We start from the raw sequence: 24,142 nt of genomic DNA on the forward strand, positions 1-24,142 counted from the left end.
AGTTCCTAATGTCCAAACAGCAAATCGGCGTTGTCGGCATGGCGGTGATGGGCCGCAATCTGGCTTTGAACATCGAAAGCCGTGGCTATACCGTTTCTATCTTTAACCGTTCAGGCGACAAAACTGACGAAGTTATCGCAGAGAACCCGGGCAAAAACCTGGTGCCGCACTACACCGTCGAAGAGTTTGTTGCATCGCTGGAAACACCGCGCCGCATTTTGCTGATGGTAAAAGCGGGCGAAGCTACGGACAAGACCATTGCCTCGCTGACTCCGCACCTGGATAAAGGCGATATCCTGATCGACGGTGGTAACACCTACTATCAGGACACCATCCGTCGTAACCGCGAGCTGTCTGCTCAGGGCTTCAACTTTATTGGCACCGGCGTTTCCGGTGGCGAAGAAGGGGCGCTGAAAGGGCCTTCAATCATGCCTGGTGGCCAGAAAGAAGCTTACGAGCTGGTGGCACCCATCCTGAAGAAAATCGCCGCTGTGGCCGAAGGTGAGCCATGCGTGGCCTATATCGGTGCCGACGGTGCTGGCCACTACGTGAAGATGGTGCACAACGGTATCGAATATGGCGACATGCAGCTGATCGCAGAAGCCTACTCCTTGCTGAAGCAGGCGCTGAATCTGAACAACGAGCAGCTGGCTGAAACCTTCGCCGAGTGGAACAAGGGCGAACTGAACAGCTACCTGATCGACATCACCAAAGACATCTTCACCAAGAAAGACGAAGAGGGTAAATACCTGGTTGATGTGATCCTCGATGAAGCGGCTAACAAAGGCACCGGCAAATGGACCAGCCAGAGCTCTCTGGATCTGGGCGAGCCACTGTCATTGATCACCGAGTCGGTGTTTGCGCGTTACCTGTCTTCTCTGAAAGACCAGCGCGTAGCGGCTTCTAAAGTCCTGACCGGCCCGAAAGTTGCTGCCTTCAGCGGCGAGAAAGCCGAGTTTGTAGAGAAAGTTCGTCGCGCTCTGTACCTGGGTAAAATCGTTTCCTATGCGCAGGGCTTCTCTCAGCTGAAAGCGGCTTCCAAGGAAAACAACTGGGATCTGAACTATGGCGAAATTGCCAAGATCTTCCGTGCCGGCTGCATCATCCGCGCTCAGTTCCTGCAGAAGATCACCGATGCCTACGCTGAAAATGCAGATATCGCCAACCTGCTGCTGGCACCTTACTTCAAGCAAATCGCCGATGAGTATCAGCAGGCGCTGCGTGACGTAGTTTCCTATGCGGTGCAGAACGGCATCCCAACGCCAACCTTCTCTGCGGCCATCGCGTACTACGATAGCTACCGTTCTGCTGTACTGCCTGCCAACCTGATCCAGGCGCAGCGTGACTACTTCGGTGCTCACACTTATAAGCGTACCGACAAAGAAGGCGTATTCCATACCGAATGGATGGAATAATCCCGCACGTTGAACGATAAAAAAAGCCGCCGAGGTTAACGCCCGGCGGCTTTTTTATTTCCTGCAAAACAGGATTATTTCTTCTCGTGCCGTTCGCGCAGGCGACCAATCACCTTGCTCAAATCCAGCTCCTGATCCTGCAACAGCACCAGCAGGTGGTAAATCAGGTCGGAAGCTTCGTTGGTCAGTTCCTCGCGATCGTTCACCGTGGCGGCCAGGGCGGTTTCTACGCCTTCCTCACCTACCTTCTGTGCAATACGCTTGGTACCGCTGGCATACAGCTTGGCAGTGTACGAGCTATCCGGGCTGGCGGTTTTACGCGAAGCCAGCAATTGCTCAAGCTGGTACAGGAAGCCCCAGTCGCTACTTGCCGGATGGAAGCAACTGTCGTTGCCCAAATGGCAGGTTGGGCCGATCGGGTTGGCCAGGATCAGCAAGGTATCGTTATCGCAGTCTGGCGTAATGCTGACCACGTTAAGGAAGTTGCCTGAGCTTTCGCCTTTGGTCCACAGGCGCTGCTTGGTACGTGAGAAGAACGTCACCTTGCCGGTTTGCTCGGTCACGTCCAGTGCTGCCTGATCCATATAGCCCAGCATCAGCACTTCGCCGGAAACGGCATGTTGTACGATTGCCGGCATCAGGTTGTCGGTTTTTGCCCAATCCAGCTTAGCTTTCTGTTGTTCTGTTAACACACGCGTATCTCCACGCCTTTCTCTGCCAGGAACCGTTTCAGTTCGCCGATATTGATGATTTGCTTATGGAATACCGAAGCCGCCAGCGCGCCGTCAACGTCGGCATCGCGGAAGGCTTCCAGGAAGTGTTCCATGGTACCGGCACCGCCGGAGGCGATCAGCGGCACCTTGCACACTTCACGTACCCGCTTCAGCTGTTCCAGATCGTAACCGTTGCGTACGCCATCCTGGTTCATCATGTTGAGCACAATCTCCCCTGCGCCACGCTTTTGCACTTCCTGCACCCAATCGAGGGTTTGCCACTCGGTGACTCGGGTGCGGCTTTCATCCCCGGTATATTGGTTGACGTGGTATTTGCCGGTTGCGGCTTCATACCAGGTGTCGATCCCGACCACGATGCACTGCACACCGAAGCGATCTGCCAGGCGGCTGATCAGCGTTGGGTCGGCCAGCGCAGGGGAGTTGATGGAGATTTTGTCCGCCCCAAAGGAGAGGATCTGGCTGGCGTCTTCGGCACTCTTGATGCCCCCGGCCACGCAGAACGGAATATCGATCACTTCCGCCACGCGTGATACCCAGCTTTTGTCTACTACGCGGCCATCGCTGGAGGCGGTGATATCGTAAAAGACCAGTTCGTCGGCGCCTTCCTGCGCGTAGCGCTGGGCCAGCGGCACGATGTCGCCAATGATTTCGTGGTTACGGAACTGTACGCCCTTGACCACTTGCCCGTCCTTGACGTCCAGACAAGGGATTATCCGTTTTGCCAGCATGCGATAGCCTCCTCAACGCTGAATTTACCATCCAACAGGGCGCGCCCGACGATCACCCCTTCCACACCACTGCCACGCAGCTGGGCGATATCGTCCAGGTTGCCGATGCCGCCAGAAGCCTGGAAGGCGATCTGCGGATAGCGCTGGCACACTTCCTGATACAGCCCCACGTTAGAGCCTTTCAGCGTACCGTCGCGTGAGATATCGGTGCACAGCACATGTTTCAGGCCAAACGGCAGGTATTGTTCAACCACCTGTTCCAGCGTGGCCTCCGAGTCTTCTTGCCAACCGCTGATAGCCACGTTTTTGCGGCCTGCGGCGTCGATGCGTACGTCCAGCGCCAGCACCATGGCATCGGCACCGTAGCGTTCAAACCAACCCTGCACCATCTCTGGCTGCTTGACTGCAGTGGAGCCGATGACCACACGCGTGGCTCCGGCTTCCAGCAGTGCCGCAACGTCTTGTTCGTTACGGATACCGCCGCCAACCTGTACTGGCACGCTTACTCCGGCCAGCAGTTTACGCAGCAGTGGGATCTGGCGAGCCGCCGGATCTTTGGCACCGGTCAAATCAACCAGGTGTAAAACTTGCGCCCCTTGCTGCTGATAGTCTTGCAGACGCAGCAGCGGATCGTTGCCGTAGTCGCGCTGTTGGCCGTAATCGCCCTGATGCAGGCGCACTACGTTACCGTCGATCAAATCCAAAGCGGGAATAATCATGCTGCCTACATCTCCAGAAAGTTCTTCAACAGTTGCGCCCCGGCGTTGCCAGATCGCTCTGGATGAAACTGCACGCCAAAGAAGTTGTCTTTTTGTACGGCGGCGGTGAAGGGCTCGCCGTAGTTCGCCTGAGCGATGGTGCTTGAGCATATCGGCATCGCATAACTGTGAACGAAGTAAAAGTAAGCACCATCCTCGATGCCGCGGAACAGATGATCGCCGGCCTGCGCCGTAACCTGGTTCCAGCCCATATGGGGTAAAGGCAGGCCAAAATCGGTCATCTGTGTTACCGGAGTATCGATAATCCCTAGCGTTTTGATACCCCCATTTTCTTCACTGCTGGCTGCCAGCAACTGCATGCCCAGGCAGATCCCCAGCACCGGCTGGGTACAGGCTTTGATCAGATCGATCAGGTCGCGCTGTTCCAACTGGTCCATCGCCGCCTGTGCAGTACCTACACCAGGCAGGAAAAGTTTGTCGGCGCGCAGCACGATCTCCGGATCGCGGCTCACCTGTGGCTGATAGCCCAGGCGCTGCACCGCATAGTTGACCGAGGCGAGGTTGGCGCAGCCGGTATCCAGGATCACCACGTTCATTACAGCACTCCTTTCGAGCTAGGCAGCGTATTGCCCTCAACGCGGATCGCCTGGCGCAGCGTGCGGCCAAACACCTTGAACAGGCTTTCGACGCGGTGATGGTCGTTTTTGCCTTTGGTTCGCAGGTGCAGGGTGCAGCCCATGGTGTAAGACAGCGAGCGGAAGAAGTGCTCGATCATCTCGGTGCTGAGATCGCCTACGCGCTGGTAGTTGAACTCGGCTTTATATTCCAGGTGCGGGCGGCCGGAGATATCCAGTGCGCAACGGGCCAGGCATTCATCCATCGGCAACACGAAGCCGAAGCGTGCGATGCCGCGTTTGTCACCCAGGGCTTTACTCAGAGCTTCGCCCAGCGCCAATCCGGTGTCTTCTACCGTGTGGTGATCGTCGATGTACAGATCGCCGTTCACCTGAATATCCATCCGGAAGCCGCCGTGGGTGGCGATCTGATCCAGCATGTGGTCGAAGAAGCCGACGCCGGTCTTGATCTTGCTGCCGCCTTCGCGATCCAGCCAGACCTTAACGTCAATCTGCGTCTCTTTGGTCACGCGGTTAACGTGCGCATAGCGATCGCGTTTGGTCAGTTGTTGGGTGATGGCCTGCCAGCCCAGCGCCTGGCGCTGATACAGCAGCCCCTGAATACCCATGTTGGCTGCCAGTTGGATATCGGTTTGACGATCGCCAATCACATAGCTGTTGGCCACGTCGATCACGCCCGGCTCCAGATAGCCTTTGACCATGGCGACCTTCGGTTTACGACATTCGCAATGGTCTTCCGGCTTGTGCGGGCAGATCAGGATATCGTCGAATTTGACGCCCTGTGAGCTGAGGATCTGCATCATCAGGTTGTGCGGTGGATCGAAGGTTTCCTGCGGGAAGCTGGCGGTGCCGAGGCCGTCCTGATTGGTGATCATCACCAGGGTGAAACCAGCTTGCTGCAAGGCCAGCAGGGCAGGGATCACCTCCGGCTCCAGCGCCAGTTTATCCAGGCGGTCGACCTGGAAATCTTCAGGGGGTTCAGCAATCAGCGTGCCGTCACGGTCAATAAAGAGATATTTTTGGCTCACGTTGGCTCCTATGCGCCGGGCAGAGTATTGAGTGCGTCAACGACGCGCTGGCATTCGTTACGGGTGCCGATGGTGATCCGCAGGCAACCGGACAGGCCAGGCTGTTTATTTTGGTCTCGCAAGATAATGCCCTGATCCCATAAGGTTTTAAAGACATGACTTGAGGCGGTAAAGCGAACCAGCAGGTAATTGCTGTCACTGGTGAAGACCTGCTCCACACAGGCACAGTCTTGTAACGCCTGCTGTAGCCAGCTGCGGTTGGCGGCAATCTCGGTGACGCGCTGGCGCATAACGCGGATCCCCTCGGTGCTCAGCGCCTGGGCGGCGATATCGGCCACCGGGGTTGAGAGCGGATACGGGGCAATCACTTTCAGCAGCAGGGCGATCACGTCCTCATTGGCCAGGGTAAAGCCGCAGCGCAGGCCAGCCAGAGCAAAGGCTTTGGACAGCGTGCGTAATACTACCAGGTGTGGGTAATCGCTCAGCCAGCTAGCAACCGACGCCTGCGGGCAGAATTCAATATAAGCTTCATCGATGGCGACGATAGCTTTGCCTTTGGCCAGTTCCAGCAGGTTGCGCAGATCGTCGGGATCGAGCAGATTGCCGGTCGGGTTATTCGGGCTGCAGGCGTAGATCAGCTTGACGTTATCCAGGCTGGCGGCAATGGCAGGCAGATCGAGCTGCCAGTCTTCTTTGGCTTCGACCGTGCGGCGCTCTACGTTAAAAGTCTCGGCGCTGACGGCGTACATGCCGTAAGTCGGTGGGCAGAAAAGGATGGCATCTTTACCTGGCTCGCAAAAGGCACGGATCAGCAGTTCGATACCTTCATCGGCGCCACGGCTGACCAACACCTGGTCTTTATTCACCCCGGCGTAGGCGGCGTAGCGCTCAATCACCAGCGCGGGTTGGCATTCCGGATAGCGGTTAAAGGTCTGGGCGGTCAGTTGAAACTCTGGCGCAACCGGGTATTCGTTGGCATTCAGCCAGACGTCACCCTTGCCACCAAGGCGGCGGGCCGACTGATACGGGGTCAGCTCGCGCACGTTTTTGCGTGCTAATTCTTCGATGCTCATGCTTGCTCCTTCAGTGCGGCGACGCGTAGGGTCACGGCGTTTTTGTGGGCGACCAACTGTTCGGCGGCAGCCAGGATTTCAATGGTCGGGGCCAGGGTCATAAAGCCTTGTGGCGTCAGTTCCTGTACCGTCATGCGCTTTTGGAAATCCGCCAGTCCCAGGCTAGAGCAGGTGGCGGTATAGCCATAGGTTGGCAGCACGTGGTTGGTGCCGGAAGCATAATCCCCGGCAGATTCCGGCGACCAGTCACCGAGGAACACCGAACCGGCGCTGGTGATGCTGTCTACCAGATCGCGTGCGCTGCGGGTCTGAATAATCAGGTGCTCAGGGCCGTACTGGTTGCTGATGGCGACACACTCGGCCAAATCCTTCGCCACAATCAGGCGGCTGCTGGCCAGAGCTTGGCGAGCGGTTTCTGCCCGTGGCAGTTGTGCCAGCTGTTGCTCAACCGCTACGGCGACTGCTTCGGCCATCGCGGCATCTGGGGTTAACAGAATGACTTGTGAGTCTGGGCCATGTTCGGCCTGAGACAGCAGATCGGAAGCGACAAACGCCGGGGTCGCGCCGCTGTCTGCAATCACCAACACCTCGGAAGGGCCTGCGGGCATATCGATGGCCGCACCGTCCAAGCGTTGGCTGATCTGACGTTTGGCTTCGGTGACAAAGGCGTTGCCCGGCCCGAAGATTTTCGCTACCCGTGGCACTGAATCCGTGCCAAACGCCATGGCGGCAATCGCCTGCGCGCCACCGACCTGGAATACTTCCTGCACGCCACAGAGTTTGGCGGCATACAGGATCTCATCGGCGATCGGCGGTGGAGAACACAGCACCACGCGTCGGCAACCGGCAATGCGTGCCGGGGTAGCCAACATCAATACCGTGGAGAACAGCGGTGCGGAACCGCCAGGGATATACAGACCCACCGAATCGATTGGGCGGGTCACCTGCTGGCAACGCACGCCGGGCAGGGTTTCAACGTCTACCGCTGGCAGCTGTTGTGCATTGTGGAAGGTTTCCACGTTGGCGACGGCTACCGCCATCGCCTGTTTGATCTCGTCACCCAGACGGGCGCAGGCTTGATCAATCTGCTCTGCCGTTACGCGTAATGCCGCGACTTCGGTTTTATCAAACTTGGCGCTGTACTCACGTAGCGCGCTGTCACCGTTGGCCTTCACGTTATCGAGGATCTCGCGCACCGTGCGGGTGATGCTGTCCGAAGCCGAAATGGCCGGGCGCATCAGCAACTCCTCGCGCTGTTCCGCGCTGCAGCTGCCCCAATTGACGACGGTATTGAAGTTTGGCATGGCGTTACTCCATCATCTTCTCAATTGGCAGCACCAGAATGGAGCTGGCACCCAGGGCTTTGAGCTTTTCCATGGTTTCCCAGAACAGGGTCTCACTGCTGACCATGTGCATCGCTACGCGGTTCTGAGAGCCTGCCAGCGGCAGAATGGTCGGGCGTTCTGCTCCCGGCAGCAGCGCGACGATTTCGTCCAGGCGTTCGCTTGGCGCGTGCAGCATGATGTATTTGGATTCGCGCGCCTGGATCACGCCTTGGATGCGGGTCATCAGGCGGTCGATCAGCTGTTGTTTGGCTTCCGGCATTTCGCCATCACGCTGGATCAGGCAGGCTTTCGAGCGGTAAATCACTTCCACTTCACGCAGGCCGTTGGCTTCCAGGGTGGCGCCGGTAGACACCAGGTCACAGATAGCGTCTGCCAAGCCTGCGCGCGGAGCCACTTCCACCGAGCCGTTCAGCAGGCAAGATTTAAAACGAACGCCTTGTTTATCGAGGTATTGCTTGAGCAGGTGCGGGTAAGAGGTTGCGATGCGGGAGTCTTGCAGGCTTTGCGGGCCGGAGTATTCGCTATCCAGCGAGGTGGCCAGCGACAGGCGGCACCCCCCAAAATCCAGGCGACGCAGCGTGAAGTAACGCGGGTCTTCGCCCTGAGCACGGCGGTTGAGCAGTTCTTCTTCCAGCACGTTCTCACCGATGATGCCCAGATCCACCACGCCATCCATCACCAGGCCTGGGATATCGTCATCACGTACGCGCAGGATATCGATCGGCATATTCTCGGCGAAGGCAATCAGGCGTTGTTGCTGCAGGTTGATCTTGATGCCGCAGCGGGCCAGCAATTCCTGAGACTCTTCACTCAGACGGCCTGATTTCTGCATGGCGATACGTAAACGTGTTTTGTCCAACATGGTAACCTCTGTTTAATCTGTAATTTTATGAATTTGTTATTAAAATTATATTTTCTGTCTGTCCGGAGCCAAAAAAAAACCCTCGGAAGATATCTTCCGAGGGCTCTTTCTTGCGTTTAGTTCGTTCTACGCGCCACTGGAAGATTCGAGAATCGTCTTCCAGCACACATCGCCTGAAAGACTAGTCAGGATGATGGTGATGATGGTGGTTGAACTGAACGCGAGTCATGTCATTTCTCTTTAAAATTGGGTCAGCCAGTGCTGAGGTGCTAATTAAGCTAAACTATCCGTTGTATAACTTGCAACCCTTTTTTGTGGTTATGAATTTAATTTATTGAAAGCGCCTGAGTTATTAGCCGCACGCGGCTTTACCCAACCTTAAGGTTAACCGATTGTAACCACCAGCGCGGTGGCGTAGCCTAGGGGAGTATCCGACTATCGCCTGCGGTGTGGCCGTTGGCCTTCCGCAACGGTGAAGTTGGGCTTGTTAGTCGATTCTTAGGGGCATACTGATGAAAAAAGTCGCCATTGTGGGTCTGGGTTGGTTAGGGATGCCGCTGGCTTTATCGTTAATGGGCCACGGGTATGAAGTGGTTGGCAGTAAAACGACGCCGGATGGGGTAGAAGCCGCGCGGATGAGTGGTATCGAATGTTATCGGCTGGAACTGACGCCGGAGCTGATTTGCGAAGCTCACGATCTGGAACAGCTGTTGTACACGGATGCGTTGGTGATCACTCTGCCAGCCAGCCGCACCGTCGAGGGGAGCGCAAGCTACTTTGATGCCGTACGTATGCTGGTAGACAGCGCGATAGCGTTTGGCGTGCCGCATATTATCTTTACCAGCTCCACGTCGGTTTACGGTGAAACCACCGGCACCGTTCGGGAAGATTCGCCGCTCAAGCCGGTGACGTCGGCTGGCCGAGTGCTGGAGGAGTTGGAGCTGTGGCTGCATCAATTGCCCAACACGTCGGTGGACGTTTTGCGCTTGGCAGGGCTGGTGGGTGGGGATCGTCATCCAGGGCGTTTCCTGGCCGGTAAGGTTGACGTCAAGGGCGGCTCGCACGGGGTCAATCTGGTGCATCAAGATGACGTGATTGCGGCCATTCAACTGCTGCTGAAGCTGCCGAAGGGCGGACACACCTATAATCTTTGTGCGCCAGGCCATCCGCTCAAACGTGATTTCTACCCTGCGCTGGCCGAGCAACTGCATCTGCAACCTCCGCAGTTTGCGCAAGAAGATGAACAAGAGGGGCGGCTGGTGGACGGTAGCCGTATCTGTAATGAGCTGGGGTTTGAATATCAATACCCAGACCCGAATCGCATGCCGATCAGTTAACCAAATCAAACTGTCCCGCTGCTTGCGGGGCAGTACCCCCCTAAAAAAACCTTGCTTCTTTTTAATCTGTCAGTTTGATTATTAAACTCGACTAAATTACAGGGAAATTAATTTTACGCATTGATATTGAAAGTAATAATCTAAATCCTTCCTATTACCTCTCCTGATATACATCATCTATATTTATCATTTGTGTGAAATTCGAGTTAACGGAAGTTTGAGTTTCTCTCCGCTATTTTCAAATTGTTGCGATAAGTATTAACATACGCTCGGTTTTTTCTAAAAGGTACCTATCCTCTCAAGCGTCTAATGGCAGTTTTTACATGAATTTTCTTAATAAAAAAAATACAGCGATCTCACCTATCGCCATTTCTGCGCTGTTACCTTGTGCTCTGTGTGTGGCGGTAAACGTACAGGCCAGCGATCGGGCTGTGGACCAATCTTCCATGGTGGTCACGGCCAAGCGCAGCGGTCTTTCAGAATTGAGTACTCCGGCAGCGGTTAGCGTGCTTAATGGCGATGAACTTCGTCAGGCCAGGCCGCAGATTAATCTCTCCGAAGGGCTGGGCAGCGTGCCGGGGCTGCAAATTCAAAATCGCCAGAATTATGCGCAAGATTTGCAACTGTCAATCCGTGGGTTTGGCTCGCGCTCAATGTACGGCGTACGCGGCGTGCGCATTTATGTGGATGGTATTCCTGCCACCATGCCGGATGGTCAAGGGCAAACGTCGAATATCGATCTTAATTCAGTGGATAAGATTGAGGTCTTGCGCGGGCCGTTTTCTGCTCTGTATGGCAACGCTTCTGGTGGCGTCATCAATGTAGAGACCGAAACCGGCCAACAGCCGGACAAGATTGAAGCGGGTATGTATAGCGGCAGTGACGGCACCTGGCGCTACGGCATGAAAGCCAGCGGTGCAACCGGCGATGGCACGCACGCCGGAGACGTGAACTACGCCGTTTCCGCGACCCGTTTTACCACTGAAGGGTTCCGCGACCACAGTGGGGCACGCAAGAACCTGGGTAACGCGCGTTTGGGTGTGCGCATTGACGATGTCAGCACGCTGACGCTGTTGTTTAACTCGGTGGATATTAATGCCGACGATCCCGGTGGTTTAACCGAAGCCGAATGGCACGACAATCCGCGCCAGGCTCCAAGAGCAGATCAATACAACACGCGTAAAACCATTTCGCAAACCCAGGCCGGGTTGCGCTATGAACGCCAGATGAGCGCCAATGACGATCTGAGCATCATGACTTACGCCGGTGAGCGGGAAACCACGCAGTTTCAGTCAATTCCAGTAGCCGTACAGCAGCGTAGTGAACAACATCCCGGCGGAGTGATCTCTCTGGCGCGTCATTATCAGGGCATCGATACTCGCTGGACTCATCGTGGTGAAATCGCCACGTTGCCGTTCAGCGTGACGGGTGGGCTCGACTACGAAACCATGACCGAGCAGCGCAAAGGCTATGAGAATTTCACGGTAGTCAATGGCGTTAACGAATTAGGGACCAAGGGTAATCTACGGCGGGATGAACGCAACCTGATGTGGAATGTGGATCCCTATCTGCAAACTTCCTGGAACCTGACCCAACGTTTGACGCTGGATGCCGGAGTGCGCTTCAGCACCGTCAATTTCGATTCCAACGATCACTATATTACCGGCAGTAATGGTGATGACAGTGGTGATGCCCGCTATCACCAGTGGTTGCCAGTAGGCTCGCTCAACTATGCGTTGACCAAGGGCTGGAATGTGTACGCTTCCGCCGGGCGTGGCTTTGAAACCCCAACCATCAATGAACTCTCTTATCGCCCAGGTGGCGTGGCGGGGCTCAATCTTGGTCTAAAACCGGCGACTAGCGATACCGTTGAACTGGGAAGCAAGACCCGTATCGGCAACGGCCTGTTCAGCGCGGCGTTGTTCCAGACGGATACCAAAAACGAAATTGTTGTCGATGAGAGCAGCAACGGGCGCACCAGCTACAAGAACGCGGGGCAAACCCGTCGCCGTGGGGTGGAGTTAGCGCTGGAGCAGCAGTTCAGCTACGACTGGCGTCTGCAAATGGCCTGGACGCTGCTGGATGCCACTTACCGCGATGATGTCTGTGGCGATAGCACCTGTTCTGCCACAAAGCAGGTGCCAAAGGGCAACCGCCTGCCGGGGATTGCCCGCAATATGGGGTACGCCTCGCTGGCCTGGTCGCCGCCGCAAGGTTGGTTCGCCGGTGCTGAAGTGCGCTACATGAGCGATATCCAGACCAACGATCAGAATTCACAGCAGGCACCGTCCTACACCGTGGCGGCGCTGAATACCGGATATCGCTACCCGGTAGGGAACTGGCAATTTACCGTTTTTGGCCGGGTGGACAATCTGTTTGATCGCCAGTACGTCGGCTCGGTGATTGTCAACGAAGGCAATGGCCGCTATTTCGAACCTGCTCCAGGCAGAAACTGGGGTGGGGGCATGAGTGTTGCTTATTCATTTGAGTAGTAAGCAGTAGTACAGCGGGGAACCTAACCCCCGTTGAGTTGTTATCTTGGGATGGTTATTTATTACACCAGTGAGTGCGCCAAAATTTGCGCGTTGCTAGCGGTGGGAGAAAGTGAATATGGCAAAGACAGGCAATAAACGAAGTATAGGGAATTACTTGATGTGGCTGCTAGGGGGGCTGATGGGCGTTATCGGCCTCGCGCTGGCAATCGGCGGCGTTTACCTGGCTTCATTGGGAGGCAGTCTCTATTTTGGGCTGATGGGCGTGGTGATGCTGATCGCTGCGGTACTGGTGAGCAAGCTCAAACCTGCGGGCATATGGGTGTATGCGCTGGCCTTTGTGTTCACCCTGATTTGGGCGTTGTGGGATGTTGGCCTGGATTTCTGGCCGTTGTTCTCACGCCTGTTTATGTTCGGCGTGCTGGCCTTCCTGGCCGCGTTGGCCTATCCATGGTTGAAGAAACGTGCCGGTCATCCGGTTCGCGGCTTCGTAAGCTATTCTTTGGCTGGGTTGCTGGCGGTTGCGCTGGTGGCCGGATTTGGTTACACCTTCGTGCCTACGCCACTGGTGGCGGCCAAGGAAGATATCCCGGTTAAACCGGTGGCTGCCGGTAGTGAGCAGAAAAACTGGGAACATTGGGGGAATACCACCCACGGTGACCGTTTTGCCGCGCTGGATCAGATCAACAAGTCTAACGTCAGCAAGCTGAAGGTGGCGTGGATTGCCCATACCGGCGATATTCCACAAAGCAACGGTTCTGGCGCTGAAGACCAGAATACCCCGCTGCAGGTCGGCAATACCCTGTATGTCTGTACCGCCTACGGCAAAGTGCTGTCGTTGGAGGCCGATACTGGCAAACAACAGTGGTCTTTCGATCCTAAAGCCTCAGCCCCTAACTGGCAGCGCTGCCGTGGCCTGGGTTATTACGACAATGCGACTCAGCCTGCCTCATCGCCAGTGGTTGCCGCTAGCGCTACGGCACCAGCCATGTGCGAACGCCGTCTGTTCCTGCCAACCATCGATGCGCGTTTGATTGCCATTGATGCCGATACCGGCAAACCTTGCGCCGACTTTGGTGATAACGGAACTGTCGATCTGAAAGCGGGCATGGGCGAAGTTAAACCGGGTTATTACCAGCAAACCTCAACCCCATTGGTGGCGGGTAACCTGGTGGTGGTGGGTGGCCGCGTGGCGGATAACTTCTCTACCGGCGAACCTCCTGGTGTGGTGCGTGCTTATGATGTGCATACTGGTGAACTTGCCTGGGCGTGGGATCCGGGTAATCCGGCCATTACCAAACTGCCACCAGCGGGTGAAACCTATACGCGCGGTACGCCGAACGTATGGTCCGCAATGTCTTACGACGCCAAACTGAATCTGATCTATCTGCCGACCGGTAACGCCACGCCTGACTTCTTCGGCGGCGAGCGTACCGCGCTGGATGATAAATACAGCTCTTCCATTGTGGCTGTTGATGCCACCAGCGGCAAAGTGCGTTGGCATTTCCAAACCACGCACCATGACCTGTGGGACTTTGACCTGCCGTCTCAACCGTTACTGTACGATCTGCCAGATGGTAAGGGTGGCGCGACACCCGTGCTGGTGCAAACCAGTAAGCAGGGCATGATCTTTATGCTCAACCGTGAGAACGGTCAGCCGGTGGCGAAAGTGGAAGAGCGTGAAGTACCGCAGGGCAATGTGCCTGGCGAACGTTATTCCAAAACCCAGCCGTTCTCGGTGGGAATGCCGAATATTGGCAACCAGACGCTGACCGAGTCAGACATGTGGGGCGCAACGCCGCTCGATCAACTGCTGTGCCGTATTGAGTTCAAAGGGATGCGTCACCAGGGCGTCTATACACCGCCGGGTATCGACCGTGCTCTACAATATCCTGGCTCGTTGGGCGGGATGAACTGGGGTAGCGTTTCGGTGGATCCGAACAATGCCATCATGTTTGTTAACGATATGCGTTTGGGGCTGGCCAACTCGATGGTGCCACGCAGCAAGGTGCCGACCGGCGCCAGCGGCATCGAAATGGGTCTGGTTCCGATGGACGGTACGCCGTTCGGTGCGATCCGTGAACGCTTCCTCTCCCCATTGGGCATTCCATGCCAGAAGCCACCGTTTGGCACCATGTCAGCGGTAGACCTGAAGTCTGGCAAGCTGGTGTGGCAGGTTCCGGTAGGTACGGTGCAGGATACGGGGCCGCTGGGCATCAAAATGCGTATGCCGATGGAAGTGGGCATGCCAACGCTGGGTGCTAGCCTGTCTACTCAATCCGGTCTGCTGTTCTTTGCAGGTACTCAGGATTTCTATCTGCGTGCCTTCGATACGGCAACTGGGAAAGAGATCTGGAAAGAGCGCCTGCCAGTGGGCAGCCAGTCCGGCCCAATGACCTTTGTCTCGCCGAAAAACGGCAAGCAATACATTATCATCAGCGCTGGTGGTGCTCGTCAGGCCGCAGAGCGGGGTGACTATGTCATTGCTTATGCTCTGCCAGACGAAAAGTAACTAGCTGGTAGTTCACCAATAAATAAAGGGGTTAGCACTGCTGCTAACCCCTTTATTGTTTTTCGCGGTGGTCGAAGTCAGACCTTGGAACCCCAGAGATCGTACTCGTCGGCGTTCTCAATCTTCACTTTGACGATGTCACCGACTTTGACATTGGCTTCACCGTTGAGGTAAACCGCGCCATCGATTTCCGGTGCGTCCGCCATGCTGCGGCCAATGGCACCTTCCTCATCCACTTCGTCGATCAGCACCAGCACTTCGCGGCCAATCTTGTCTTGCAAGCGTTGGGCGGAGATTTGCTGCTGCAACTGCATAAAGCGATGGAAGCGTTCTTCCTTCACTTCTTCTGGTACCGGGTCGGCCAGTTCATTAGCGGCAGCACCCTCTACCGGGCTGAACTTGAAGCAGCCAACGCGATCCAGCTTGGCTTCGGCCAGGAAGTCGAGCAGCATCTGGAAGTCTTCCTCGGTTTCCCCAGGGAAGCCAACGATAAAGGTGGAGCGCAGTGTCAGTTCCGGGCAGATTTCGCGCCAGCGCTTGATGCGCTCCAGCGTGCGTTCAACCGCGCCAGGGCGTTTCATCAGCTTGAGGATTTTCGGGCTGGCGTGCTGCAGTGGAATATCCAGATAAGGCAGGATTTTGCCTTCTGCCATCAGTGGGATCACGTCATCCACGTGTGGGTAAGGGTAAACGTAGTGCAGACGCACCCAGGCACCCAGGCTGGAAAGCTGCTCACACAGGCTGACCATGCTGGTTTTTACCGGCTGGCCGTTCCAGAAACCGGTACGGTGTTTGACATCGACGCCGTAGGCCGAGGTGTCTTGTGAGATCACCAACAGCTCTTTCACCCCAGATTCCACCAGGCGTTTGGCTTCATCCAGCACGGAGCCGATCGGGCGGCTGTCCAAGTCGCCACGCATCGATGGGATGATGCAGAAGGTGCAGCGATGGTTACAGCCTTCGGAAATCTTCAGGTAGGCGTAGTGCTTTGGCGTCAGCTTCACGCCCTGCGCCGGGGTCAGGCTGGTAAAGGGGTTATGTTCCGGTTTCGGCACATATTGGTGAACGTGGGACAAAACCTGTTCGTAGCTGTGCGGCCCGGTAATTTCCAGGACCTTCGGATGCACCTCACGGATTTGGTTTTCCTTGGCACCGAGGCAGCCGGTCACAATCACCTTGCCATTCTCGTTCAAGGCTTCACCGATCGCTTCCAGTGACTCTTGAACGGCGCTGTCGATAAAGCCGCAGGTGTTCACGATCACCAGCTCGGCATCATCATAGCGAGGCACTACCTGGTAACCCTCGTTACGCAGTTCAGTCAGGATCCGTTCAGAATCAACCAGGTTTTTCGGGCAACCTAGTGAGACAAAGCCGACACGGGGGGCTTTTGGGGTCATAGTTTGTGACATAGCTCAATCCAAAATAGAAACGGGCGGATTTTACACTTGGGCAACGGGAAATTACACCGTTATATGTTGGCGGCGTAAACAAAAACGGCCTAGATTGATGACAAAGTGGCCGGATTTTTAACGGCCAAACTGTTCGACCGCAGGGACGCCGCATGCTGCGCCCATCTAGCCGCATCAGCAGCAGTCTCAGCTATAGCAGTATAAGCCGTTTTGATGGCGATCTATAACCAGCCGGAACGCTTGAGTTTTTGGTACAGGAAGAAACAACCGGCGACGGTGACGCCCAGCGTGGTGTGGTAAGCCCAGGGGAACTTCAATTCGGGCATATCAGAGAAGTTCATGCCGTACAGGCTGAAGATCACCGTTGGAATGGCCAGGATCGCCCCCCAGCCTGCCAATCGCTTAACCACTTCGTTTTGCTTGACGGTCACCAATGCCAGATTGACGTGCATGGCGTTGGTCAGCATTTCGCGCATATCATCTATCGTGCTGGCGACCTGCCGGGTATGGTCCTGCACGTCGCGAACGTAGGCCCGCAATTCTTTAGGGATCACATCCTCATGCAGATGGATCAGTTGGTTGCAGATCTCATCCATCGGCAGGGCGGCATTACGCAGGCCGAGCAGGTGGCGGCGCAGGCTGTAGACGTTTTCGATGGCGGTTTCGTCAAACTCCGACCTGAACATGTTGGACTCGATGTCTTCGATCATCGTTTCGAACTTGCCGACGATATGGCGATAGTTGTCGACGATAAAATCCAATACCGAATACAGCGCAAAGCCAGGCCCGTGGCACAGTTGCTTGGGGTTTTCCTCTGCCTTGGCGCGGATAGGGGCATAGCTGGAAGAAGCACCGTGGCGCACGCTGATCAGGAAGTTTTTACCAACGAAAAAGTGGGTCTCACCGTATTCGACTTCTTCTTTCATCCACTGTGCGGTTTTCACCACGATGAACAGTGAGTCACCGTAGGTTTCTATTTTCGGCCGTTGGTGGGCACATAAGGCGTCTTCGATCGCCAGATCGTGCAGGCCAAACTCCTCCTGGATCTTGCGCATGAACGCGTCTTCCGGTTGCCACAAGCCCAGCCAGATAAAGGTGTCCGGCTCCTTGACCACTTCACTGATATCTTCAATCGTCACGTCGTTCAGCCGTTTACCGGCCTTATACGCCACGCAGTTGATGACCATTGCCTGGGTTTCCATCGCGTTACCTGTCAGTCTGTGAGGGTTTTGGTGAAGAAATAGCGTTCATGTTCTACCGGCGCATTGTGCAATGTCATTTGCAATTGGTAACCCTGTTTTTCGTAGAATGGCCGAGCCTGGAAACTGAAAGTATCTACACGCGCAAATTTGCAGCCATCCGCTATTGCCTGCTGTTCTGCTTTCTTGATGAGCTTACTGCCTACACCTTCGCCGCGTAATGTCTCAGAAACCCATAATAGATCGATGCTTAACCAGCTGCCTACGGTACTGCCGGTTAACCCAGCGAGTTTATTACCCTGATCATCCAGGACAAAAACCCCGATGTTTTTGTTCAGGATATCGCCGACAAATTGGTGGTTGAAAGTCTTCAAATGATTTCGAATCTCTTCGGTATCTTCTGGCTGTAGTGCGTCTGTTACGGTGATTTTCATTGTGCCTCCTGGATGGTTCAACTAACTTAAGCACAGTAAAGGAAAAATGCAACATATTGAAATTTAGATTAAAGCACGAACTTTACCGTCTGGGCTAAACTCATTGGACTCTACCAATTTAAGGAGATGACATGTTGCGGCCTTTTTTGATTGCGGGTTGGTTGCTGTTCGGCAATGGCCTGCTGCATGCGGCACCGGTAGTGACTGAATTACAGGACAGCCTTGAGCATCCCTGGTCGCTGGCCTTCTTGCCGAACGATAGTGGTATCCTGATAACGGAACGTCCTGGCCGTTTGCGGTTATGGCAGCCGTCTGCCGGGCTTTCCTCACCAATTACCGGTGTGCCAGACGTCTATGCGCAGGGGCAAGGAGGATTACTAGACGTGGTGCTGGCTCCGGATTTTGTCACTAGCCGCCGGGTTTACCTTAGCTTTGCAGAGGCAGGGGATGTCGATAAAGCCGGCACCGCTGTTGGTTATGGGCGCCTGAGTGCAGACAATAAACAGCTGGAAGATTTTCGTGTCATTTTTCGCCAGCAGCCCAAGTTGTCTACCGGCAACCATTTTGGCTCTAAACTCGCCTTTGATCGCCAGGGCTATCTGTTTATTAGCTTGGGTGAAAACAACCAACGGGCGACGGCTCAGGAAACGGACAAACTGCAAGGCAAGATTGTTCGGCTAACGGCAGAGGGCAAGGTACCCGCCGATAACCCGTTTGTTGACCAAAAGGGCAAGCGACCGGAGATTTGGTCTTATGGCCATCGCAATCCGCAAGGATTGGCGCTGAACCCCTGGAGTGGGGAGATTTGGGAGCATGAGCATGGTCCACGCGGGGGTGATGAAATCAATATTCCTCTGCCGGGCAAAAACTATGGCTGGCCGATAGCGACCTATGGAATTAATTATTCAGGGTTAGCCATCCCTGAAGCCAAGGGCCAGGTAGTGCCAGGAACCGAACAGCCGCTGCATTATTGGAAAGTTTCGCCGGGGGTCAGCGGGATGGCGTTTTACGATAACCCGCGATTCCCCCAATGGCAGCACTCTCTGTTTATTGGCGCGTTGGCACAACGGGATCTGATCCGTTTGACGCTGGACGGTGACAAAATAGTGGCAGAAGAGCGGCTATTGGGCGATCGCAATGAGCGTATTCGCGACGTGCGCGTCGGGCCGGATGGTTATCTTTATCTGCTGACTGATGACAGTGATGGGAAACTGCTGCGGGTTGGGCGCGATTAGCGCCCTGTCAGATGAGTTTGAGATCGGCGGCGGTGATGACCTCTCTGGAGTTCATCCGGATAATCCGCCGCACGATTTCGTCGTCTAGCCCTGCGTTGTACGAAGAGCCTCGGTAGGGGCACTGTGGCAATCAAGTGAGTGGGATCATCACCGCGTGCTGGTAAGCAGGGCGTGCGCATAACCGCTGATACCAGCGTTCCATATGTGGGCTGGGCTGACGTTTGATAGGCATGGAAAACCAGGCGTAAACAAAGCTGCCGAGCGGAATATCGCCGATGCCGAACTCTTGGCCTGAGAGGTAAGGCTGCTCAGCCAACGTCCGTTCGATGATAGCAAAGTGTTGCTCCAGTTCAGCAATGCCAGCCTCAATCAGAGCCATATCACGCTTTTCAGGCGGAGTGCGAACCATGCCCCAGAACACGTTGCGGAAGGGGCCGGTGATGGTTGAGGTATTCCAGTCCATCCATTTTTCTGCCGCAGCTCGAGCCTGGAGATCCTGCGGGTAGAATGGCGTCTGGCCGAACTTGGCCGCCAGATAACGCACGATGGTATTGGATTCCCACAGCACAAAGTCCCCATCCTGCAACAGTGGTACCAGACCGTTGGGGTTGAGCGATCGGTAAGGTTCTTCATTAACCTTGCCGAAGGCACCACCGGCGTTGATATGGGTGTAATTCAGCCCTAACTCAGCGGCACACCAGCGCACTTTCTTGACGTTGTTAGAATTTTCACGGCCCCAAATGGTCAGCACAAAGCACCTCTTCATCGACAGACAAAAGTAACTCTCATACCTACGCTACAAAGCCGTTTTTGTCACCTTGAAATCAGCGTTCCCAGTGGCAGACTTCCCAACCGTGCTGTTCTGCCAGCGCGCCAAGATCGCTATTCGGGTTGATAACGGTGGCGCTGTCGACGTATTCCAGCATGGCTTTATCGTTAATGGAGTCGCTATAGCCGTGGCTATGGGCAAATTGCAGTTCAGGGTGTTGCTGTAACCACTGTTGCAGGCGGATGACCTTACCCTGCTGATAGGTCATGGTGCCGTAGGTCTTGCCGGTAAAACGGCCCTCTGACACTTCGACACCGATAGCCAGCGCGCCATCGGCCCCCAGTTGCTCGGCGATGGGGGCAACCAGATGTTCACCGGTTGCTGAAATCACCAGAATGCAGTCGCCGCGTTCACGATGCCATTGCATGCGTTCGCGTGCCGCGGGGTAGACGCGGGGCAGGATATCCCGGCGAATATAGCGTTGCACCCAACCAGCGACGGTCTGGGTACTCAGACCCGCCAGCGGAACCAGCGTTGCCTGCATATAATCTTCCATCGACAGCTGGCCCTGATAATAGGATTGCATCAACAGCTGCTCTTGACGTTCCAACTCTGCCGGTGCGAACCCTTCGGCTACCAGCCAGCGAACCCAAAGGCTGGCGCTGTCATCATCAATCAGAGTTTCATCCAGGTCGAACAGGGCTAAATCCATCAATATTTCTCCGGCAAGGAATGCTGCGGGCTATAGGATAACGGATACGCGCGGCTGTGAACCAGTTGTCGCGGTGAAATGCGCAGAGCATAAGTAACTTTGATGACAGTGCGGCGACGGTTTGTTGAAAGTTTGCATAACCTGGCGCATAGCCTGATTTCCAGCCAATTTCTCTGCGGTAACGTACAGTTATGTAAAAATGCAGAAAAATCAGCCTAAACCCTGCAAAAATAAGAGCAATCTAATAAACTCACCACGAGGGCACTTTCGGTGCCGCGTTGGCCCAAATGGGAGCCGCTGGGTATTTCGCGGTTGGCAGCGCGGCCTCGTGCCACTCTCGCTGGTTGGCTGAAAACGTGAACATGTTTGAAAGTTAACGCTATTTCAATGGTTTGAATGGACACTCTGGCGACGTCATGATGAAAAATAACCGTTCCACTCCTCTTGGTAAATTGGCCCTCAGCGTAGGTGTCATGCTGTTGGTTGTGCCTACCGTACAGGCAGCAGAGGCTCCGGCCGCACCGCAGGTCGATGCGAAAGCCTATGTATTGATGGATTACGACAGCGGCAAGATCCTGGCAGAAGGTAATGCGGATACCCGTCTGGATCCCGCGAGCCTGACTAAAATCATGTCCAGTTACGTGATTGGCCAGGCGATGAAAGCCGGTAAAATCAAACCGGACGATCTGGTCACCGTGGGCAAAGATGCCTGGGCAACCGGCAACCCGGTGTTGCGTGGTTCTTCTTTGATGTTTATCAAACCCGGCGATCAGGTGCCGGTATCGGAACTCAATAAAGGCATCGTCATCCAGTCAGGTAACGACGCCAGCATCGCCTTGGCAGACTTCGTGGCGGGTAGCCAGGATTCGTTCGTTGGCTTGATGAACAATTATGGCAAGTCCCTCGGCCTGCAAAATACCCACTTCCTGACCGTGCATGGTCTGGATGCCGAAGGGCAGTACAGCACCGCACGCGATATGGCGTTGCTGAGCCAGGCGCTGATCCGCGACGTGCCGGATGAGTACGCGTTGCATAAAGAAAAAGAATTCACCTTCAACAAGATCCGCCAGATAAACCGTAACCGCCTGCTGTGGAGCACCAACCTGAATGTGGATGGTATCAAAACCGGTTACACCGGCGGGGCTGGGCATAACCTCGTCGCCTCGGCCACCGATGGCCCAATGCGTCTGATTTCAGTAGTGCTAGGGGCTCCGAGTGACCGTGTGCGCTTTAGCGAAAGCGAGAAGTTGCTGACTTGGGGCTTCCGCTTCTATGAAACCGCAACGCCGATCAAGGCCGATAAAGCCTTTGTGACGCAGAAAGTGTGGTTTGGCGACGTGGGCGAAGTGCCGCTGGGCGTGGCGAAGGATGCCGCCGTGACTATTCCTAAGGGGCAGATGAAAAACCTGAAGGCCAGCTACAAGCTTAACCAACCGACGCTGGAAGCGCCGCTGGCGAAAAATCAGGTGGTAGGCACCATCGATTTCCAACTGGATGGCAAAACTATCGATCAGCACCCGCTGGTGGTGATGCAGGAAGTGAAGGAAGGGAACTTCTTTAGCCGCATGTGGGACTTTGTGATGATGAAGCTGACCCAGTGGTTTGGCGGTATTTTCGGCTGATCCTCGGCCAATATGCCCCTCACCCTAACCCTCTCCCAAAGGGAGAGGGGACTTACCGTGCTACAAATAAACTCTCGTGTTTGACCTCACAGGCAACGCCACTACGCAGTGCCACAGATTAACGCCTGTACCTGAATGTAACTCCGTACAGCTCCCTCTCCAAAAGAGATAGGGGACTTACCGTGCTACAAATAAACTCTCGTGTTTGACCTCACAGGCAACGCCCCTGCGCAGTGCCACAGATTAACGCCTGTACCTGAATGTAACTCCGTACAGCTCCCTCTCCAAAAGGGATAGGGGACTTACCGTGCTACAAATAAACTCTCGTGTTTGACCTCACAGGCAACGCCCCTGCGCAGTGCCACAGATTAACGCCTGTACCTGAATGTAACTCCGTACAGCTCCCTCTCCTGTGGGAGAGGGTTGGGGTGAGGGGAAACAGCGATTACTTCAGCGGGCAAAAAATCAATTACACGCCACAACCTTGATGGCCAATCCGCCCTGTGATGTCTCGCGGTATTTGGAGTTCATGTCCTTGCCGGTTTCGTACATGGTTTCGATCACCTTATCCAGGCAAACGCGTGGCTCGCTGGTGCGACGCAGTGCCATACGTGCGGCGTTGACTGCCTTCACGGCAGAAATCGCGTTACGTTCGATACAAGGCACCTGAACCTGTCCGGCCAGGGGATCACAGGTCAGCCCCAGATGGTGCTCCATGGCAATCTCTGCGGCGATACAAACCTGTGCCGGGCTACCGCCCATCAACTCCGCCAGACCAGCTGCCGCCATAGAGCAGGCCACGCCGACTTCCCCTTGGCAGCCCACTTCGGCGCCGGAGATTGAAGCATTCATCTTGTACAGCGTGCCTATCACACCAGCAGTCAGGAAGTAACGGCTGTAGGAGTTGGTGTTCACCGGGCGGATAAACTGGTCGTAATACGCCAGCACCGCTGGAATGATACCGCAGGCTCCGTTGGTGGGTGCCGTTACAACTCGGCCACCCGCAGCGTTCTCTTCGTTGACCGCAAACGCGAACATATTGATCCAATCCACTACGTTCATCGGGTCGATATTGTTCTTGTCACCGGTTACCAGAATGCGGCGCAGGGCGGCGGCACGGCGCTGTACTTTCATCGGGCCGGGGAGCAACCCTTCGGTATTCATACCGCGTTCGATACCGGCACGCATCACCTGCCAGACGTCGGCAAAGTGCGCTTCGATCTCTGCTTTGCTGCGCAATGCCAGTTCGTTCTGCATCACCAACCCGGAAAGTGATAGCCCGGTATCTTTGCAGTGCTGCTGTAAATCCAGCGCGGAACGATAAGGGTAGGGGACCGCTACGCTATTGTTGGCCGATTGGCCGAAGTTTTCTTCATCAACGATAAATCCGCCGCCGATGGAGTAATAGGTTTTGCTGTGCAGCAACCGATCGCCAGCATAGGCGCTGATCGACATGCCGTTTTCGTGAAGCGGCAGGTTAGTGCTATGGAAGTTCATGCCACCAAGCTGTGGAAAATCAACCTCATGCTCACCCTTTGCCAATAACAGGCGGCCACGCTGTTCCACATCACGAATAAAGCCGGCGATGCTGTCGATGTCCACGTCATGGGGCAGATTGCCCGCCAGGCCCATAATAATCGCGATGTCGGTATGGTGCCCTTTACCCGTCAGTGACAGTGAGCCGTAGACGTCAACCGCTACCCGCGTTGTATCGTGGAGTTGCCCGGCAGCCTGCAAATCATCGACAAACTGTTTACCGGCTTTCATCGGGCCGACGGTGTGGGAACTGGAAGGGCCGATGCCAATTTTGAAAATATCGAAAACGCTGACCATAGTCTCGCTTCCTTCTTGAAGTTAATTCCCTCAGCCTGCCGTTTAGGG

General features: G+C 55.3%; 21 protein-coding genes and 1 other annotated feature. Of the genes, 6 read left to right on the plus strand and 15 right to left on the minus strand.

The annotated features are described in order from the left end of the window. The first annotated feature begins 8 nt into the window (after positions 1 to 8). Positions 9 to 1,415, plus strand: coding sequence for an NADP-dependent phosphogluconate dehydrogenase (gene gndA, locus ACMV5I_RS16160; protein WP_065685396.1), 1,407 nt, complete (start codon positions 9 to 11; stop codon positions 1,413 to 1,415). A gap of 74 nt (positions 1,416 to 1,489) precedes the next feature. On the opposite strand, the gene hisIE is transcribed toward gndA, so the two are convergent. The 9 genes from hisIE to hisL form a co-directional block, all read right to left on the minus strand. Beyond that, positions 1,490 to 2,107, minus strand: coding sequence for a bifunctional phosphoribosyl-AMP cyclohydrolase/phosphoribosyl-ATP diphosphatase HisIE (hisIE, locus tag ACMV5I_RS16165; RefSeq protein WP_021805010.1), 618 nt, complete (start codon positions 2,105 to 2,107; stop codon positions 1,490 to 1,492). Further along, on the minus strand, positions 2,101 to 2,877 hold the full coding sequence (hisF, locus tag ACMV5I_RS16170) for an imidazole glycerol phosphate synthase subunit HisF (RefSeq protein WP_021179972.1): 777 nt from the start codon (positions 2,875 to 2,877) through the stop codon (positions 2,101 to 2,103). Before hisF ends, hisIE begins: the two co-directional genes overlap by 7 nt. After that, positions 2,859 to 3,596 (minus strand): 1-(5-phosphoribosyl)-5-[(5-phosphoribosylamino)methylideneamino]imidazole-4-carboxamide isomerase, encoded by a 738-nt coding sequence (hisA, locus tag ACMV5I_RS16175; RefSeq protein WP_021179971.1) that lies wholly within the window; start codon positions 3,594 to 3,596, stop codon positions 2,859 to 2,861. Before hisA ends, hisF begins: the two co-directional genes overlap by 19 nt. A gap of 5 nt (positions 3,597 to 3,601) precedes the next feature. Continuing rightward, positions 3,602 to 4,192 carry an imidazole glycerol phosphate synthase subunit HisH gene (gene hisH, locus ACMV5I_RS16180; protein WP_021179970.1) on the minus strand — a complete coding sequence of 197 codons (591 nt, stop codon included), beginning with the start codon at positions 4,190 to 4,192 and terminating at the stop codon, positions 3,602 to 3,604. Continuing rightward, positions 4,192 to 5,259 carry a bifunctional histidinol-phosphatase/imidazoleglycerol-phosphate dehydratase HisB gene (gene hisB / locus ACMV5I_RS16185; protein WP_021179969.1) on the minus strand — a complete coding sequence of 356 codons (1,068 nt, stop codon included), beginning with the start codon at positions 5,257 to 5,259 and terminating at the stop codon, positions 4,192 to 4,194. The genes hisH and hisB overlap by 1 nt, the downstream gene beginning before the upstream one ends. 8 nt (positions 5,260 to 5,267) lie before the next feature. Next, a complete protein-coding gene (hisC, locus tag ACMV5I_RS16190; RefSeq protein ID WP_414824819.1) occupies positions 5,268 to 6,332 on the minus strand; it encodes a histidinol-phosphate transaminase in 1,065 nt (354 codons plus the stop codon). Further along, a complete protein-coding gene (hisD, locus tag ACMV5I_RS16195) occupies positions 6,329 to 7,636 on the minus strand; it encodes a histidinol dehydrogenase (RefSeq protein WP_141131794.1) in 1,308 nt (435 codons plus the stop codon). Before hisD ends, hisC begins: the two co-directional genes overlap by 4 nt. A 4-nt stretch (positions 7,637 to 7,640) precedes the next feature. Next, positions 7,641 to 8,540: an ATP phosphoribosyltransferase gene (gene hisG, locus ACMV5I_RS16200; RefSeq protein ID WP_021179966.1), complete on the minus strand. Its 900-nt coding sequence runs from the start codon at positions 8,538 to 8,540 to the stop codon at positions 7,641 to 7,643. A 70-nt stretch (positions 8,541 to 8,610) separates the two neighbouring features. After that, positions 8,611 to 8,746: a sequence feature (His leader region), on the minus strand. Beyond that, positions 8,722 to 8,769: a his operon leader peptide gene (hisL, locus tag ACMV5I_RS16205; RefSeq protein WP_100396937.1), complete on the minus strand. Its 48-nt coding sequence runs from the start codon at positions 8,767 to 8,769 to the stop codon at positions 8,722 to 8,724. (Overlaps the previous feature by 25 nt.) Positions 8,770 to 9,052: 283 nt before the next feature. Between hisL and ACMV5I_RS16210 the strand changes: the two genes are divergently transcribed. From ACMV5I_RS16210 to ACMV5I_RS16220, 3 genes are all read left to right on the plus strand, one after another. After that, a complete protein-coding gene (locus tag ACMV5I_RS16210) occupies positions 9,053 to 9,877 on the plus strand; it encodes an SDR family oxidoreductase (RefSeq protein ID WP_071680793.1) in 825 nt (274 codons plus the stop codon). A gap of 323 nt (positions 9,878 to 10,200) precedes the next feature. Next, positions 10,201 to 12,369 carry a TonB-dependent receptor PqqU gene (gene pqqU / locus ACMV5I_RS16215; protein WP_414824820.1) on the plus strand — a complete coding sequence of 723 codons (2,169 nt, stop codon included), beginning with the start codon at positions 10,201 to 10,203 and terminating at the stop codon, positions 12,367 to 12,369. Between the two features lie 118 nt (positions 12,370 to 12,487). Beyond that, on the plus strand, positions 12,488 to 14,881 hold the full coding sequence (locus ACMV5I_RS16220) for a glucose/quinate/shikimate family membrane-bound PQQ-dependent dehydrogenase (RefSeq protein WP_414824821.1): 2,394 nt from the start codon (positions 12,488 to 12,490) through the stop codon (positions 14,879 to 14,881). A gap of 77 nt (positions 14,882 to 14,958) precedes the next feature. On the opposite strand, the gene rimO is transcribed toward ACMV5I_RS16220, so the two are convergent. The 3 genes from rimO to ACMV5I_RS16235 form a co-directional block, all read right to left on the minus strand. After that, the gene (rimO, locus tag ACMV5I_RS16225) at positions 14,959 to 16,290 is read right to left on the minus strand and encodes a 30S ribosomal protein S12 methylthiotransferase RimO (protein WP_074028890.1); all 1,332 of its coding nucleotides are present in this window, start codon (positions 16,288 to 16,290) and stop codon (positions 14,959 to 14,961) included. 221 nt (positions 16,291 to 16,511) lie between these two features. Then, the gene (locus tag ACMV5I_RS16230) at positions 16,512 to 17,492 is read right to left on the minus strand and encodes a magnesium and cobalt transport protein CorA (RefSeq protein WP_414824822.1); all 981 of its coding nucleotides are present in this window, start codon (positions 17,490 to 17,492) and stop codon (positions 16,512 to 16,514) included. An 11-nt stretch (positions 17,493 to 17,503) separates the two neighbouring features. Further along, positions 17,504 to 17,923 (minus strand): GNAT family N-acetyltransferase, encoded by a 420-nt coding sequence (locus ACMV5I_RS16235; protein WP_121606432.1) that lies wholly within the window; start codon positions 17,921 to 17,923, stop codon positions 17,504 to 17,506. 131 nt (positions 17,924 to 18,054) lie between these two features. On the opposite strand from ACMV5I_RS16235, the gene ACMV5I_RS16240 reads away from it, so the two are divergent. After that, positions 18,055 to 19,158, plus strand: a complete 1,104-nt coding sequence (locus ACMV5I_RS16240; RefSeq protein ID WP_414824823.1) for a PQQ-dependent sugar dehydrogenase — start codon at positions 18,055 to 18,057, stop codon at positions 19,156 to 19,158. Between the two features lie 130 nt (positions 19,159 to 19,288). On the opposite strand, the gene ACMV5I_RS16245 is transcribed toward ACMV5I_RS16240, so the two are convergent. Next, the gene (locus tag ACMV5I_RS16245) at positions 19,289 to 19,909 is read right to left on the minus strand and encodes a glutathione S-transferase family protein (protein ID WP_260513273.1); all 621 of its coding nucleotides are present in this window, start codon (positions 19,907 to 19,909) and stop codon (positions 19,289 to 19,291) included. Positions 19,910 to 19,982: 73 nt separating this feature from the next. After that, positions 19,983 to 20,639, minus strand: a complete 657-nt coding sequence (locus ACMV5I_RS16250; RefSeq protein WP_202670700.1) for an HAD family hydrolase — start codon at positions 20,637 to 20,639, stop codon at positions 19,983 to 19,985. 416 nt (positions 20,640 to 21,055) lie between these two features. Here ACMV5I_RS16250 and ACMV5I_RS16255 point away from each other — a divergent pair, with 416 nt between their 5' ends. Further along, positions 21,056 to 22,261, plus strand: a complete 1,206-nt coding sequence (locus ACMV5I_RS16255; protein WP_024484085.1) for a serine hydrolase — start codon at positions 21,056 to 21,058, stop codon at positions 22,259 to 22,261. Between the two features lie 465 nt (positions 22,262 to 22,726). Here ACMV5I_RS16255 and ACMV5I_RS16260 read toward each other — a convergent pair whose 3' ends face one another. Further along, on the minus strand, positions 22,727 to 24,094 hold the full coding sequence (locus ACMV5I_RS16260) for an L-serine ammonia-lyase (RefSeq protein ID WP_141131802.1): 1,368 nt from the start codon (positions 24,092 to 24,094) through the stop codon (positions 22,727 to 22,729). Between the last annotated feature and the right edge of the window lie 48 nt (positions 24,095 to 24,142).

It is taken from the genome of Serratia sp. T13T92 (genome assembly GCF_047530105.1).
GTDB lineage: Bacteria > Pseudomonadota > Gammaproteobacteria > Enterobacterales > Enterobacteriaceae > Chania > Chania fonticola.